A 14,103-nucleotide genomic window follows, 5' to 3' on the forward strand; every position below is an offset into this window, starting at 1 on the left:
CCGCGAGCAGTGGGACAAAGATACAGAGCAGAAACCAGCCTCGGCATAGTCCGGGCTTACTCAGGCAGGCAGCTACGGTTAACTAGGCTGTTCAATATAGCCAGCCTATTGTAAATTCCCTTTTTTAAACTGAGAGGATTTACATGAAAAACGTTCCAGAACAAGGCACTTGCTACTTCAGCGACCTGTCAATTTTCGATGATTTTAAGCGTGATCTGAAAACTGCATTCCGAAACTCAGATTTCCATGATGTAACCGTTAATCGTGTCTCTGATGATGTTATCGTGGTTTTTGAATGGGCTGATAACACCTCAGATTTAGAAGTATCCCATGCCATTACAAAGAGAGTAGTGCAAAGCTTTGGGGGAGAATACCTACCTGGTGAGAACTAACAAATAAATAAGATTTAAATGCCGTCTTCGGGCGGCTTTTCACCCGATCATGTATATCTGAAAACTACCGAATATGTGTCATCGCCATCTAACGGAACAAAACAAGGCACATCAAAACGAGCGTGCCTTGTTGGTTAAAAAATTACGCAGGCAAGCCACCCCCTGTTGGGGCGGGATTAGATGTTGCATCTTCAATTAGGGCTTTAGCTACGGGCTTAGAAACAGGCACCTTAGTATGACAATCAGCAAACAATGCTTTCATGCCACCTACTTCTGACACAGTATATTTATGTTTCGTAGCGCTACCTGAGCTGAGCTGAGCGGCAATCACATCGTCAGCTACACCAGCCGCGGCCATTTTCCCTACGCGCTCAATAACCATGCCGGAGCGACTGGTAGGACTAGATGCCTTATCTAGAGCATGGCTTCCGGCATCTGCAGCCGCATCTAAAACCTTACCCATTAAGTTTTTTTTGCTCATAGCTTATTCCTTCCAAGTGAGCATGTGGCAAAAGCGCCACATCCTAAATTAGGGGCGTACAATCATTAGTCAAGGTATAGATAATAAATTCGCCAATTGGCGCATTTATTTTGTGTTGAAAACTGCATTCACTGAGTTCAACTTTCAGCATAAACACAATGAATTATCGGCTGGTGGTCTCACCATTGCCGGGGGTTAATCACATCTAACCAGCAGGAAACTCTAAATGGCTAATTTAAATGAGGGTAAATCTTTCAACGTTAAACTGCGTACGAAGGATGCCGCACAACAGTGCATCACCGCCATTGAAAATCCGTTATTGGCAGGTGGTTGGCTCTTAATCAAGACTCCGTTTGGATATTCAAGAACTCCTGAAAGCCAAATCATCAGTTATTCAGTAGAACGGGATGTGAATGATTTAGCTGGCTGTATTGCCAATAGCATTGATGATTACAACAAAAGATTTGCCGATGTAGCGCTGCTGAAACTTGAAGGTAAAACAGCAGTAACGTTTCTGGATGACCGCTTCACAGTGATCGCAGAGAAGCTAACCCCAGATGAATGCCGGGAAGCGATTGATCACATCAGGCGTAAACGTTGTGGATTGACGCTCATTAATCATGAATGAGCCACGTATCTACAACAGCCGCTGGGACAAAGCCAGGTTGTCATTCCTGAAATCGCATCCTCTTTGCGTGATGTGCCTCAGGCAGAGCAGGGCAGAGACGGCTACCGTTGTGGATCACATCAAAGCCCACAAGCTGAAAGAGGCTCTGAATGGTGGCAAGCCGGAAGAGATAGCAAAATCGCAGAAACTATTCTGGGATAAAGCTAACTGGCAACCCCTCTGCAAACAGCATCACGACTCCACCAAGCAGCGCGAAGAGAAGCGCGGTCACGTCATCGGATGCGATGAGAACGGCCTGCCACTCGACCCACAGTCGCACTGGCGGAGGTGATGAGCCACGAACCTACGGGGAGGGGCGGGTAAAGACTTCAGGGGCAAGCGCCTTCCTGACCGCCCGCCCCCCTTTTTATGCACAGCCGCGAAATGAAAAGTTTTTTCCGGGAGGTTAAAAAATGGCCGGAAGACGACCAAAACCTACCCCTCTGAAGTTAGTCACAGGTAATCCTGGCAAACGCGCGCTCAATAAAAAAGAGCCTAAGCCTGCACGGGAAATCCCCAGTCCGCCATCACATTTAACCGACGAAGGAAAGACCGCCTGGGGCCGCCTGAGCGTTCTTCTCGATGGTATGGGCGTGCTGACTATCGCCGACGCGTTTGCACTTGAAAGGCTTTGCGATATATACGCAGAAATCCTGCAATTGCGTGAAGACGTCGAGGCAGAAGGGCGTACATACAAAACCGAAACTGCTCAGGGCGACACACTGATAAAAGCTAACCCATCAGTCGCCATGCTGGCAGATGCCGATCGCCGTTTCAAAAGTTACCTGGTGGAATTCGGCCTGACACCGGCTGCCCGGTCAAAGGTGAATGTGAATGGTGGAGAAAAAGAAGAAGACCCGCTCAACCAGTTCTTCGGTTGATCCGGCAACGCAGTACGCACTGGATGTGACCAGCGGTGCCGAAGCTGCAGGCCCTGATATCCGTGCAGCGTGCGCACGTCACCTTCGGGATTTAGAGCAAGGCCCGGAGCGCGGTCTGTTCTGGGATGTGGATGCTGTAACCCGCGTTGTGGACTTCTTCGCGAAGGTGCTGAAGCTGAACGGCGGCGAGCACGAAGGGAAGCCTTTTATTCTGCTGCCGTGGCAGAGTTTTATTGTCGGCTCGTTGTTTGGCTGGAAGGCTGCAGACGGTACGCGCCGCTTTCGAATGAGCTATATCGAATCCGGTAAGGGTTCCGGTAAATCGCCTCTGGCGGGCGGCGTCGGTCTCTATCTCCTGATGGCTGATAAAGAACCACGAGCTGAGGTTTATGCGGCGGCCACCAAAAAAGACCAGGCAATGATCCTGTTCCGCGATGCAGTGACGATGGTTGATCAGTCCCCCGCACTGGCACAGCGAATTACTAAATCCGGTACCGGGCTGAATGTCTGGAACCTTGCCTTCCTGCAGACAGGTTCTTTCTTCAAGCCAATCAGTTCTGATGATGGTCAGTCAGGGCCGCGCCCACACGGTGCGCTGATTGACGAAGTGCATGAGCACAAAACAAACGCCGTCGTTGAGATGATGCGCGCCGGTACCAAGGGCCGCCGCCAGGCACTGATGTTTCTGATCACCAACAGCGGCCACGATAAAACCAGCGTTTGCTACGAGTATCATGAATACGGGCGCAAGGTTGCAGCCGGTGACCTGGAAGATGACAGCTTTTTCAGCTTCATCTGTTCACTTGATGAAGGGGACGACCCGTTTAAAGACGAAGCGTGCTGGAAAAAGGCTAATCCCTCGCTGGGACACACGTTCACCGAAAAGTATCTTCGCGAGCAGGTTACGCAGGCGCGCGGCATGCCATCGAAAGAAAGCATCGTCCGCCGCCTTAACTTTTGCCAGTGGGTGGAATCTGCCGATCCGTGGATAGACAGTGACACGTGGATGAACTGCGAACAGGACTTCGACCCTGACGAACTGACCGGCGAAGAGTGCTATGGCGGCCTGGACCTGTCCGGTTCGCGAGACCTTACCGCGCTGGCGCTTTACTTCCCGAAAACAAAAAAACTTCTGGTTGAGTTCTGGACGCCAAAGGACTCGTTGCTTGAGCGCGCCAAGACTGACCATGTTCCTTACGATGCCTGGCTGCGTAACGGCTTCATCCATGCGCCACCGGGCAAGGCTGTTAATTACGGCTTTGTAGCGGTTCGCATCGGTGAGCTGGCGGCGAAGTACAACATTAAGTGCATCGCGTTTGACCAGTACCGCATTAAGTATCTGGAGCCTGAACTCGAAAGCGAGTCGGTAAGCGTTAACCTGATCCCGCACGGGCAGGGTTTCTACAAGGCGCAGGAGTCCGGCCTGTGGATGCCGCGCTCAATTGAGCTGTTCGAAGAGCACCTGAACAACAAAGCGCTCGTTATCCGCACCAACCCTTGTCTGCGCTGGAACGCCGCGTCTGCGGTGCTTGAGGCTGACCAGAAGGACAACCGTATTTTCGCCAAGAAGAAGAGCACCGGCCGTATTGATGGCGTGGTGGCTTCCGCTATGGCTATTGGCGCGGCGGAAGATGCTGTGCTGGTGGAAACTGGTGATCCTGATGACTTTTTTGACGACCCGATCATGGTAGGTATCTGATGAAGGAAAACAAACATCCTGGCCGGGTAAAAAGCGCATTGCTTAACTGGCTGGGCGTTCCGATAAGCCTGACTAACGGCGACTTTTTTCAGGAGTGGTTCGGTACCAGCAGCAGCGGAAAGGTGGTCACCGCTGATAAAGCAATCGCGCTTTCCGCTGTCTGGGCCTGCGTGCGGCTGCTGAGCGAGTCCGTATCCACGCTGCCGATGAAAGTCTATCAGCGGGAATCAGACGGCTCCCGCAAGCTGGCACAAAATCATCCGGCCTATCAGCTTCTGTGCCGCCGTCCGAACAGTGAAATGACGCCGTCACGCTTTATGCTGATGGTGGTCGCCAGCGTCTGCCTTCGTGGTAATGCCTTTGTCGAAAAAAAGATGATAGGTAGCAAGCTGGTTTCGCTGGTTCCTCTTCTGCCTCAGTGCATGGTTGTGAAGCGCCTGGACAGTGGCGAACTGGAATATACCTTTACCGAGAAAGGCCAGAAGCGCGTCATCCCGGTAAAAAACATGATGCACATTCGCGGCTTCGGGCTTGATGGCGTGTGCGGAATGATGCCGATGAGCGTTGGTCGCGATGTCTTTGGCGCCGCGATGGCGGTGGAAGAATCCGCTGCGAAGATATTCGAAAACGGTTTGCAGAGTTCGGGTTACTTCGCTTCCAAAAATGTACTGACCAAAGAGCAGCGGGAGCGCCTGCGTAAAAACCTCACTGCTTTCGCTGGTTCAAAGAACGCAGGTAAATCAATGGTGCTGGAAGCGGATTTAACCTACCAGAACATCACGATGAACCCGGAAGCGGCACAGATGCTTCAGTCCCGTTCATTCAGCATTGAAGAAATCTGCCGCTGGTTTCGTGTGCCGCCGTTTATGGTGGGACACATCGATAAACAGAGCAGTTGGGCCTCAAGCGTCGAGGGGATGAACCTCCTGTTTCTGACCAATACGCTGCGTCCTTTGCTGGTAAACATTGAGCAGGAAATTGCCCGCTGTTTGTTAAATGGTGATGAAGACCTCTTTGCTGAATTTTCAGTTGAAGGCCTTTTGCGCGCTGACAGTGCCGGGCGCTCTGCTTACTACACCACTGCATTGCAGAATGGCTGGATGTCGCGCAACGATGTGCGTCGCCTGGAGAACCTGCCACCGATTGAGGGGGGCGATATCTACACGGTTCAGCTGAACCTGACGCCTCTGGAAGATTTGAAGCAAAACAGCCAGGCCGCTCAGGCCGCCAACCTGCTTAAGATCCACAACTACGTTTTCCCGGATATTCCTTTCGAACAATCCCCGCTGAAGCAAGCGGCTTAGGAGCAACCCCAATGACAGTAAAGAGTCTTCCGGCAGCGCCGGAGGGGCGGCCTTTTGCGCGCGAAAAACGCGATTTGCCGTCTTCCGCTATGGAGCGCTGGAACGGCGGCATAAAAGCCGCGAAGTCTGATGCGAACAGCATCTCTGTGTTCGACGTGATCGGCGCTGACTGGTACGGCGAAGGCGTGACTGCCAGCCGTATCGCCGCCGCACTGCGATCAATCGGCGGAGAGGACGTGACCGTTAACATCAATTCGCCGGGCGGCGATATGTTCGAAGGCCTGGCGATTTATAACCTGCTACGCGAGTACGAAGGAAAAGTCACCGTGAAGGTACTCGGCCTGGCTGCGTCAGCTGCGTCAGTCATCGCGATGGCCGGTGATGAGGTACAGATTGGCCGGGGTGCTTTTCTGATGATCCACAACTGCTGGGTTTACGCGATGGGCAACCGTCACGATCTGGCACAGGTCGCCGCAGATATGGAGCCTTTCGATAAGGCCATGAATGACATTTACGGTGCGCGTACCGGACTGAATATCGCAACCATCGAAGAAATGATGAATGCAGAAACCTATATCGGCGGCAGTGACGCTGTTGAAAAGGGATTTGCCGATCGTCTGCTCTCTGCTGATGAAATCTCTGACGACGACGACAGCCCGGCCGCAGCGCTGCGCAAGCTCGATGCAATGCTTGCGAAAACAGACGCGCCGCGCTCTGAGCGTCGAAAACTTCTCAAAGCTTTAACCGGCAGCAAGCCTGGCGCTGCTGCCAATCCTAAAGGTATGCCGGGCGCTACCGACGAAATAAACCCTGAAAACATTGAACAACTTCAAAACGCGCTGGCCGCGTTCGGCAAATAAGGAATCACCATGTCAGATGTAAATGAGTTACTGAAAAAAGTATCCGCGAAGCTGGAAGAGGTGTCCGGCACCTTCAGTCAGAAAGCTGAGGACGCGCTGAAAGAGGCGAAAAACTCCGGCCAGCTGTCAGCACAGACCAAAGAAGCAGTGGACAAGATCGCCACCGAGTTTAACGCGCTGACGGAAGCGAACAAATCCATTAAAGCTTCGCTGGGTGATCTGGAGCAGCACGTAGCCCAGATGCCACTCAGTAACGCTAAAAAGGTTATTGAGTCTGTTGGTCATACCGTTATCAGCTCTGAGGCACTGAAAGCCTTTGCTGCCAGTGTTGAGGGCGGCAAGCGTGTCAGCGTGCCGGTTAACGCAGCTCTGCTTTCCACGGGCGTAGCGGATGGGGTGGTAGAGCCACAGCGCCTGCCGGGCATTGACGCACTGCCAAAACAGCGGCTTTTCATTCGTGACCTTATCGCGCCAGGCCGCACCAGCGCGCCTGCAATCTTCTGGGTGCAGCAGACCGGTTTTACCAACGCGGCGAAAGTGGTCCCCGAAGGCACAGCCAAGCCGTACAGCGGCATCGAGTTCGCAACCAAAATCACACCAGTGACCACCATCGCGCACATGTTCAAAGCGTCCAAACAGATCCTGGACGACTTCGCGCAGCTGCAGTCAACGGTTGATGCGGAAATGCGTTACGGCCTGAAATACGTCGAAGAACAGGAGATTCTTTTTGGTGACGGTACCGGCGCACACCTGCAGGGCATCGTGCCGCAGGCGACAGCTTATGACGCAGCCTTTGAGGTGGCGCAGCAGAACGGCATTGACGACCTGCGTCTGGCCATGCTGCAGGCACAGCTGGCGCGCTTCCCGGCTTCCGGTCACGTCCTGCACTTTATCGACTGGGCGAAGATTGAGCTGACCAAAGACACGCTGGGCCGCTACATCCTGGCTAACCCATCTGCGCTGACCGGGCCGACACTTTGGGGCCTGCCTGTTGTGGCCACCGAAACCGCTGCCTTCCAGGGTAAGTTCCTGACCGGTGCATTCAATGCAGCTGCGCAGCTGTTCGACCGTGAAGATGCCAACGTGGTTATCTCCACTGAGAACGCCGACGACTTCGAGAAAAACATGATCTCAATTCGTTGCGAAGAACGCCTTGCGCTGGCTGTGAAACGCCCGGAAGCTTTCATTTACGGTTCATTCACTGTTCCGGCGCCTGCTGGCGAGTAATTCATCAAAGCGGCCTGCGGGCCGCATTCTCCCTGAGAGGAAGCCCACATGAAGTTGCGATCCCTTAAACCGGTTTATATCAACGGTACTGTACAGGTCGAAGGCAGCGAGTTTGAAACGCTGGAGCAACACGGCCGCGAACTGATTAAAAAAGGTTATGCCGAGCAGATCGGCGATGATGCCGAAGCGAAGGCGAAAGCCGATGCCGAAGCACAGGAAAAAGCAGACGCAGAAGCCAAAGTGAAGGCCGATGCTGAGGCAAAAGAGAAGGCCGATGCCGAAGCGAAGGCGAAAGCTGAAGCTGACGAAAAGGCCAAAGCTAAAAGCAAATAAGGTGCCGCTATGCTGCTGACGCTGGAAGAAATCAAAACGCAGTGCCGGCTCGAAAGTGATTTTACAGACGAGGATTCACACCTCGAACTTCTGGCGCTGGCAGCTGAAGCTAAGGCCACAACCTACCTTAACCGGAACCTCTATAAGACCCTTGTCGATATTCCCGATCTCGATCTGGATGGCATGGTGATTACGGAAGATATCCGGCTGGGCCTGCTGATGCTCGTCAGTCACTGGTACGAAAACCGCAGCTCTGTAACGGAAATTGAAAAGACAGAAACACCGATGGCTTTTTACTTTCTTTTGCAACCACGCCGCCTGCCTGTTTCAGGGTTCTGATTATGAAAACCGGATCAACGCGCACAAGCGCAACCTTCACGCTTCCTGATCCGGGGGAGCTGAATAAACGCATCCATCTGCGTCAGCGCATCGACCAGCCAGCTGCTGATTATGGCGTCGAACCGACCTTTCAGAATGAAAGGGATGTCTGGGCAAAGGTTCGCCAGGTGGGTGCCACGACTTACCACGAATCGGTTCAGGCAGATGAAAAAATAACCCATTACATGACCATCCGCTTCCGAAAGGGTGTCACCTCAGATTATGAGGTGGTTTATGGCGGGTCAGTGTTCCGGGTTAAGCGACTGAGAGACCTTAACTCCGCTGGCCGGTATCTGCTGATGGAGTGTGAAGAACTCGGCGCAGAAGAACGCAGCGGAGAGATGTATGGCTAAGCCGCTTCTGCACGTTGATTTTGTGCAGCCGAAAGACCTGGTTTTTAACCGCGGCAAGATGCGAAAAGCCTTCGTTAAAATCGGCCAGGTGCATATGCGTGATGCCCGCCGGATGGTGATGCGTCGTGGCCGGTCAGCGCCGGGCGAAAATCCCGGCTTTCGTTCCGGCAGGCTGGCGCGCTCCATCGGTTATTACGTTCCCCGCGCATCTAAAAACAGACCAGGACTGATGGTGCGCATTGCGCCTAACCAGAAGCGGGGTGAAGGGAACCGGCTTATTGAGGACGATTTCTATCCGGCCTTTCTGTTCTACGGCGTGAAGCGTGGCGCTAAGCGTAAGAAGAGCCATCACAAAGGCAAGTCTGGCGGCAGCGGCTGGCTCGTTGCCCCACGGAAAAACTACATGGCCGAGGTACTGGAGGCGCGTAAAGCCTGGACGCGTTATGTCCTGAGCCGCGCGCTGAGAACCTCACTACGCCCTGAAAGGAAGAAGAAATGAAGCTTTCGCTTGTCATTGCTGCGCTGCGGGCGCGTTGCCCTCTGTTTGCAGGCAACGTCGCCGGAGCGGCTGAGTTCAAGGCCATACCTGAAACCGGAAAGATGCGCCTGCCTGCGGCTTACGTGGTGCCTACAGAGGATATCACCGCAGAGCAGAAATCACTGACTGACTACTGGCAGAACGTCACGGAAGCTTTTGCCGTTATCGTTGTGCTGGATAATACGCGCGATGAACGTGGCCAGGCTGCGGGTTATGACGCCGTGCACGATGTGCGTGCTGAAATCTGGAAGGCGCTACTGGGCTGGGAACCGGATGAAGATGCTGGTCCCGTTGCATACTCTGGCGGTCAGCTGCTGGACATGGACAGGGGCAGGCTCTATTACCAGTTTGAATTTATGCTCACGCGGGAAATCACCGAAGAGGATACGCGCCAGCAGGATGACCTGAACTCCCTGGATGAACTGAAAACAGTCCACATCGACATGGATTACATCGATCCGGGCAATGGCCCTGACGGCATCATCGAACACCACACCAAAATCAACCTCAGCGAGTAAAACATGCAAATCAAACCCAAGCGCGGGCGGTCTGTTCCAGACCCTGTCCGGGGCGATCTGCTGCCTTCAGAAGGCCGGAACGTCGAAGAAAGCAGCTACTGGCTCCGCCGCCTTACGGGCGGGGATGTTGAAAAGGTCAGCACGGAAGAGAAGAAAACCGTGGCAGACACCAAAAAACAAGGCGGTGAGTAATGTCAGTCAGTTTCCCGACTATCCCATCAAACCTTCGCGTACCGCTCTTCTGGGCGGAGATGGACAACAGCGAAGCGAATACCACGCAGGACAGTGGACCGACGTTGCTGGCTGGCTTTGCCGCTTCCGGCAGCACTATCCCCAAAAACCAGCTTACCATCATGCCTTCAGCCTCGCTGGCCGGTAAAGTAGCGGGCCGGGGCAGTCAGCTTGCCCGCATGGTTGCGAAATACCGCGCCATCGATCCGTTTGGTGAGCTGTGGGTGATTGCGGTTGACGAGCCTGAAGGTGAAGCCGCTACAGGCACCCTGACCATTACCGGCAGTGCTCAGGCTTCCGGCACGCTCAGCCTGTATATCGGCGCGACCCGCGTGCAGGCGGCTGTGGTAACCGGTGACGCGCCAGCCGCCGTGGCTGCCACGCTGGCCGCTGCCATCAATGCAAATGCTGACCTTCCGGTCACGGCTACGGCAGCTGCAGTTGCGGTCACGCTGACAGCACGGCACAAAGGACTCACCGGCAACGATATCCCGTTGCTGATGAATTATTACGGCACTGTGGGCAGCGAAAATACCCCTGACGGTCTGAACGTGGCGATTACTGCCATGTCAGGTGGTACAGGTGTGCCGGATCTTTCCGGTGCAGTGGCGGCGATGGGGGATGAATCTTTTGACTTCATCGGCACGCCGTTCAGCGACTCCGCATCACTGGCAACCGTCGCGCTGGAGATGAACGACTCTTCCGGCCGCTGGAGCTATGCACGACAGCTTTACGGCCACGTTTACACGGCGAAGATAGGTTCGCTGTCTGACCTGGTGGCGTTCGGCGATACGCTGAACAACCAGCACATCACCGTGGCGGGTTATGAGCCAAGTGTTCAGACCGCTGCTGATGAGCTGGTTGCGCTGCGAACGGCACGCAACGCAGTGTTTATCCGCAACGATCCGGCGCGCCCAACGCAGACCGGTGAACTGACTGGCGCACTCCCGGCTCTGCCCGGTAACCACTTCACGCTGACCGAGCAACAGTCTCTGCTGATGCACGGCATTGCCACTGCATACACAGAGAGCGGTGTACTGCGCATTCAGCGCGATATCACCACCTATCAGCAGAATGCCTACGGTGTGGCAGATAACAGCTATCTGGACAGTGAAACACTGCATACCAGTGCCTACGTTATCCGTCAGCTGAAAAGCATTGTGACCAGCAAATACCCGCGCCACAAACTGGCGAATGATGGAACCCGCTTCGGCTCCGGCCAGGCCATCGTCACGCCTGCGGTGCTGAAAGGAGAGATGTGCGCCAGCTATCGCACCATGGAGCGAGCAGGGATCGTTGAAAACTTTGACCTGTTTAAAAAGTATCTGGTTGTAGAGCGTAATGCTACCGATCCGAACCGCGTGGATGTGCTCTTCCCGCCTGACTACGTCAACCAGCTGCGCGTCTTTGCGCTGCTTAATCAGTTCCGTCTGCAGTATGCCGAGGAGGGCGAATAATGGCTAAGATTGCGGGTACCTGTTATTTCAAAATTGATGGACTGCAGCTTTCGCTGACCGGTGGAATTGAGGTGCCGATGAACACGCGGGTTAATGATGACGTCATTGGCCTGGATGGCTCAGTGGATCGCAAAGAAACGCACCGCGCGCCATATACCAAAGGCACTCTCAAAGTGCCCAAAGATTTCCCCGTCGATAAAATCACTAACTCTGACAACATGACAATAACCTCTGAACTGGCAAACGGTCAGGTTTATGTGTTGTCAGAGGCGTGGCTTTTCGGTGAGGCCAACCACAATGCCGAAGAGGGCACGGTTGATGTCGAATTCCACGGATCAGAAGGATTTTACCAGTGAGTGAGTTTCAGCTGACAAAACCAGTACAGGCACATGGCGAGACGCTTCATGTGCTTGAGTTTCGCGAGCCTACTTATGATGAAGTAGAGCAGATGGGCATTCCGTTTAATTACACCGAAAATGGTGAGATGAAGCTTGATACCCGCGCCTGCCTGAAATATATCCCGGTTCTTGCCGGGATTCCCCGTTCATCAGCGGGAAAAATGGCGCTGAAAGATATTTTTATGGCGTCAATGACGATCGTCGGTTTTTTTACGGGATCGGAAGCAGCGGAAATCTCAGAAAGCGGCTCTACAACACCGCCCACTTCTGGCGAATAAACCCTTTAGAGCTGAAAAAAATCGGACTGTCCCGCTTTCTTGAAATGGAAGCGGAGGCAGTCCGTATAAATGAGGAAATGAACCGTGGCGGATAGTTTCCAGCTTAAAGCGATTATTACAGCGGTGGATCAGTTGTCTGGTCCACTAAAAGGTATGAGCAAGAACCTTAAGGGGTTCCAGAAAGACGCAAAAAGTATAATGGTCAACGCGGCCGCCATGGGTACAGCAATCGCGTCTGCTTTCGTGGTGCCAATTAATCAGGCTATGGAATTTGAATCCTCCATGGCCGACGTACGAAAAGTTGTTAACTTCGACACCCCAGCTCAGTTCAAAGAGATGGGCGAGGATGTTTTGAAGCTTTCTACCCGTCTCCCCATGGCTGCAAATGGTATCGCCCAGATTGTTGCCGCAGGTGGTCAGGCTGGCATTGCCAGAGAAGATTTACAGCAGTTTGCCAGTGACGCAGTGAAAATGGGAGTAGCCTTTGACCAGACGGCAGAAGAATCAGGTCAGATGATGGCTCAGTGGCGAACGGCGTTCAAAATGACGCAGAAGGACGTTGTAGGCCTGGCGGATAAAATCAACTACCTGAGTAATACTGGTCCTGCCAGCGCAGCAAAGATATCCGATATCGTGACGCGAATTGGCCCACTGGGCGGCGTGGCCGGGGTAGCCTCCGGGGAAATTGCTGCTATGGGGGCCACGATTGCCGGGATGGGTGTGGAGTCTGAGATAGCTGCTACTGGCGTCAAAAACTTCATGCTTTCGCTGACATCAGGTAAATCAGCCACAGCCTCTCAAAAGAAAGCGCTGAAGTTCATCAAAATCGATCCGGCACAGTTAGCTGCTGACATGCAGAAAGACTCGAAATCTGCAATGTTGAAGGTACTGGACTCACTCGCGAAAGTACCAAAAGCCAAACAGGCTGCGGTCATGAATGCCCTGTTCGGCAAAGAATCACTGGGTGCCATTGCGCCTTTGCTGACAAACCTCGATTTGCTGAGGAAAAACTTTAACCGCGTTACTGATGCTCAGCAGTATGGTGCATCAATGCAGAAAGAGTATGAGGCGCGTGCTGCCACAACATCCAACTCCGTTCAGTTGCTGAAAAACCAGTTTACTGCTGCCAGCATCACAATCGGGGATATGTTTTTACCTTCTATCGTAAAACTCAGCGCTAAGGTGCAGCCGCTCATTGAGCGCTTCAGGCAGTTTGTAAAAGCCAACCCGGACACGGTTAAAGGCGTATTTAAATTCGGCGTCACGTTACTGGGTACGGCTTCGGCATTTGGTGTTGCCACCAGGGCTTTCAAGACATTCGATTCCGTAATGAAAATGACGACTATGGGTAAGCTTCTGGCCCTCGTCGTTCTGGCCGGTGGTCTGATAGTCAGTAACTGGGATCAGGCTGGCCCGGTGGTGAAAAAGGTCTGGGAAAATATTGATGGGGTAGCCCAGGCCCTGGGCGGATGGGAAACTGTACTTAAGGGTATAGCTGCATTCACTACCGGCGCATGGCTGGTTTCCATGGTGAAAGGTTTTGGTGGCGCAAATTCCGAGGCAGGGAAACTTTCCAAAAACCTGAAAGGCATCGCCAGCATGGGAGTTATAACGGTAACTATTTCGGTGTTGTTCGATCTCATGAAACGGGTCAACAGTCTCCATGATGAAGCAGCGAAACAAAACACCGATGTCGGAACGCTTCTTGTAAACAAACGAAAACAGGCTGAGGAGGAACGGGGTTACCAGGGTTTTTTACCACGCTTGAAAGAAATTTTTGAAGGAATGAAACCCCTGAAAGATCTTCATAATGAAGCCGAAGGGTTAAGCGTCGATGCTGGCTCCGCATTAGTCAGAAAAAAAGAAAACCCCTCTGAAAACTCTTCCGGTGTCCAGCAGGGATTCATCCCCCGGCTTAAAGAATTGCTGGGAATGTATCCTGAGTCCGATGCATCTAAGTCACTGAATCAGCTTCCGAAAGTACAACAGGGAGAGTTAAAAGTTTCTTTCGATAATGCCCCTCCGGGTATGCGCGTGGCTCCAGTTGGCAACGCCACGCCCTGGGTAAATTATGACGTTGGCTACAACCGTTTTTCAAATCAGTAACC

The 14,103-nt window shown here is 53.2% G+C and carries 19 protein-coding genes; 18 read left to right on the forward strand and 1 reads right to left on the reverse strand.

The window, feature by feature from the left end:
• Positions 1 to 143: 143 nt before the first annotated feature.
• On the forward strand, positions 144 to 392 hold the full coding sequence (locus tag AAH450_RS08000) for a hypothetical protein (RefSeq protein ID WP_342909765.1): 249 nt from the start codon (positions 144 to 146) through the stop codon (positions 390 to 392).
• Between the two features lie 142 nt (positions 393 to 534).
• Here AAH450_RS08000 and AAH450_RS08005 read toward each other — a convergent pair whose 3' ends face one another.
• Positions 535 to 873 carry a hypothetical protein gene (locus AAH450_RS08005; protein ID WP_342909766.1) on the reverse strand — a complete coding sequence of 113 codons (339 nt, stop codon included), beginning with the start codon at positions 871 to 873 and terminating at the stop codon, positions 535 to 537.
• A 226-nt stretch (positions 874 to 1,099) separates the two neighbouring features.
• Here AAH450_RS08005 and AAH450_RS08010 point away from each other — a divergent pair, with 226 nt between their 5' ends.
• The 17 genes from AAH450_RS08010 to AAH450_RS08090 all read left to right on the forward strand — a co-directional run bounded on the left by AAH450_RS08010 (position 1,100) and on the right by AAH450_RS08090 (position 14,101).
• Positions 1,100 to 1,501, forward strand: a complete 402-nt coding sequence (locus tag AAH450_RS08010) for a hypothetical protein (protein WP_342909767.1) — start codon at positions 1,100 to 1,102, stop codon at positions 1,499 to 1,501.
• Positions 1,494 to 1,832, forward strand: coding sequence for an HNH endonuclease signature motif containing protein (locus AAH450_RS08015; RefSeq protein WP_342909768.1), 339 nt, complete (start codon positions 1,494 to 1,496; stop codon positions 1,830 to 1,832). Before AAH450_RS08010 ends, AAH450_RS08015 begins: the two co-directional genes overlap by 8 nt.
• Positions 1,833 to 1,953: 121 nt before the next feature.
• The gene (locus AAH450_RS08020) at positions 1,954 to 2,421 is read left to right on the forward strand and encodes a phage terminase small subunit P27 family (RefSeq protein WP_342909769.1); all 468 of its coding nucleotides are present in this window, start codon (positions 1,954 to 1,956) and stop codon (positions 2,419 to 2,421) included.
• Complete coding sequence (locus AAH450_RS08025) at positions 2,375 to 4,120, forward strand: terminase large subunit (RefSeq protein ID WP_342909770.1); 1,746 nt, start codon at positions 2,375 to 2,377, stop codon at positions 4,118 to 4,120. Before AAH450_RS08020 ends, AAH450_RS08025 begins: the two co-directional genes overlap by 47 nt.
• Positions 4,120 to 5,424: a phage portal protein gene (locus AAH450_RS08030; protein WP_342909771.1), complete on the forward strand. Its 1,305-nt coding sequence runs from the start codon at positions 4,120 to 4,122 to the stop codon at positions 5,422 to 5,424. The genes AAH450_RS08025 and AAH450_RS08030 overlap by 1 nt, the downstream gene beginning before the upstream one ends.
• A gap of 11 nt (positions 5,425 to 5,435) precedes the next feature.
• Entirely contained in the window at positions 5,436 to 6,284 is an 849-nt protein-coding gene (locus AAH450_RS08035) for a head maturation protease, ClpP-related (protein WP_342909772.1), read from the forward strand.
• A 9-nt stretch (positions 6,285 to 6,293) separates the two neighbouring features.
• A complete protein-coding gene (locus tag AAH450_RS08040) occupies positions 6,294 to 7,511 on the forward strand; it encodes a phage major capsid protein (RefSeq protein ID WP_342909773.1) in 1,218 nt (405 codons plus the stop codon).
• A 48-nt stretch (positions 7,512 to 7,559) separates the two neighbouring features.
• Positions 7,560 to 7,844 carry a hypothetical protein gene (locus tag AAH450_RS08045; protein WP_342909774.1) on the forward strand — a complete coding sequence of 95 codons (285 nt, stop codon included), beginning with the start codon at positions 7,560 to 7,562 and terminating at the stop codon, positions 7,842 to 7,844.
• Positions 7,845 to 7,853: 9 nt separating this feature from the next.
• Positions 7,854 to 8,183, forward strand: a complete 330-nt coding sequence (locus tag AAH450_RS08050) for a head-tail connector protein (RefSeq protein WP_342909775.1) — start codon at positions 7,854 to 7,856, stop codon at positions 8,181 to 8,183.
• 2 nt (positions 8,184 to 8,185) lie between these two features.
• Positions 8,186 to 8,575 carry a phage head closure protein gene (locus AAH450_RS08055; RefSeq protein ID WP_342909776.1) on the forward strand — a complete coding sequence of 130 codons (390 nt, stop codon included), beginning with the start codon at positions 8,186 to 8,188 and terminating at the stop codon, positions 8,573 to 8,575.
• Positions 8,568 to 9,074, forward strand: coding sequence for a hypothetical protein (locus tag AAH450_RS08060; RefSeq protein ID WP_342909777.1), 507 nt, complete (start codon positions 8,568 to 8,570; stop codon positions 9,072 to 9,074). The genes AAH450_RS08055 and AAH450_RS08060 overlap by 8 nt, the downstream gene beginning before the upstream one ends.
• Positions 9,071 to 9,631, forward strand: coding sequence for a phage tail terminator protein (locus AAH450_RS08065; protein ID WP_342909778.1), 561 nt, complete (start codon positions 9,071 to 9,073; stop codon positions 9,629 to 9,631). The genes AAH450_RS08060 and AAH450_RS08065 overlap by 4 nt, the downstream gene beginning before the upstream one ends.
• 3 nt (positions 9,632 to 9,634) lie before the next feature.
• Positions 9,635 to 9,823 carry a DUF2635 domain-containing protein gene (locus AAH450_RS08070; RefSeq protein WP_342909779.1) on the forward strand — a complete coding sequence of 63 codons (189 nt, stop codon included), beginning with the start codon at positions 9,635 to 9,637 and terminating at the stop codon, positions 9,821 to 9,823.
• Positions 9,823 to 11,319 carry a phage tail sheath subtilisin-like domain-containing protein gene (locus tag AAH450_RS08075; protein WP_342909780.1) on the forward strand — a complete coding sequence of 499 codons (1,497 nt, stop codon included), beginning with the start codon at positions 9,823 to 9,825 and terminating at the stop codon, positions 11,317 to 11,319. Before AAH450_RS08070 ends, AAH450_RS08075 begins: the two co-directional genes overlap by 1 nt.
• The gene (locus AAH450_RS08080; RefSeq protein ID WP_033755991.1) at positions 11,319 to 11,675 is read left to right on the forward strand and encodes a phage tail tube protein; all 357 of its coding nucleotides are present in this window, start codon (positions 11,319 to 11,321) and stop codon (positions 11,673 to 11,675) included. The genes AAH450_RS08075 and AAH450_RS08080 overlap by 1 nt, the downstream gene beginning before the upstream one ends.
• A complete protein-coding gene (locus AAH450_RS08085) occupies positions 11,672 to 11,995 on the forward strand; it encodes a phage tail assembly protein (RefSeq protein WP_342909781.1) in 324 nt (107 codons plus the stop codon). The genes AAH450_RS08080 and AAH450_RS08085 overlap by 4 nt, the downstream gene beginning before the upstream one ends.
• 84 nt (positions 11,996 to 12,079) lie before the next feature.
• Positions 12,080 to 14,101: a phage tail tape measure protein gene (locus AAH450_RS08090; RefSeq protein ID WP_463322716.1), complete on the forward strand. Its 2,022-nt coding sequence runs from the start codon at positions 12,080 to 12,082 to the stop codon at positions 14,099 to 14,101.
• Positions 14,102 to 14,103: the final 2 nt, after the last annotated feature.

This window comes from Erwinia magellanica (genome assembly GCF_039023495.1).
GTDB lineage: Bacteria > Pseudomonadota > Gammaproteobacteria > Enterobacterales > Enterobacteriaceae > Erwinia.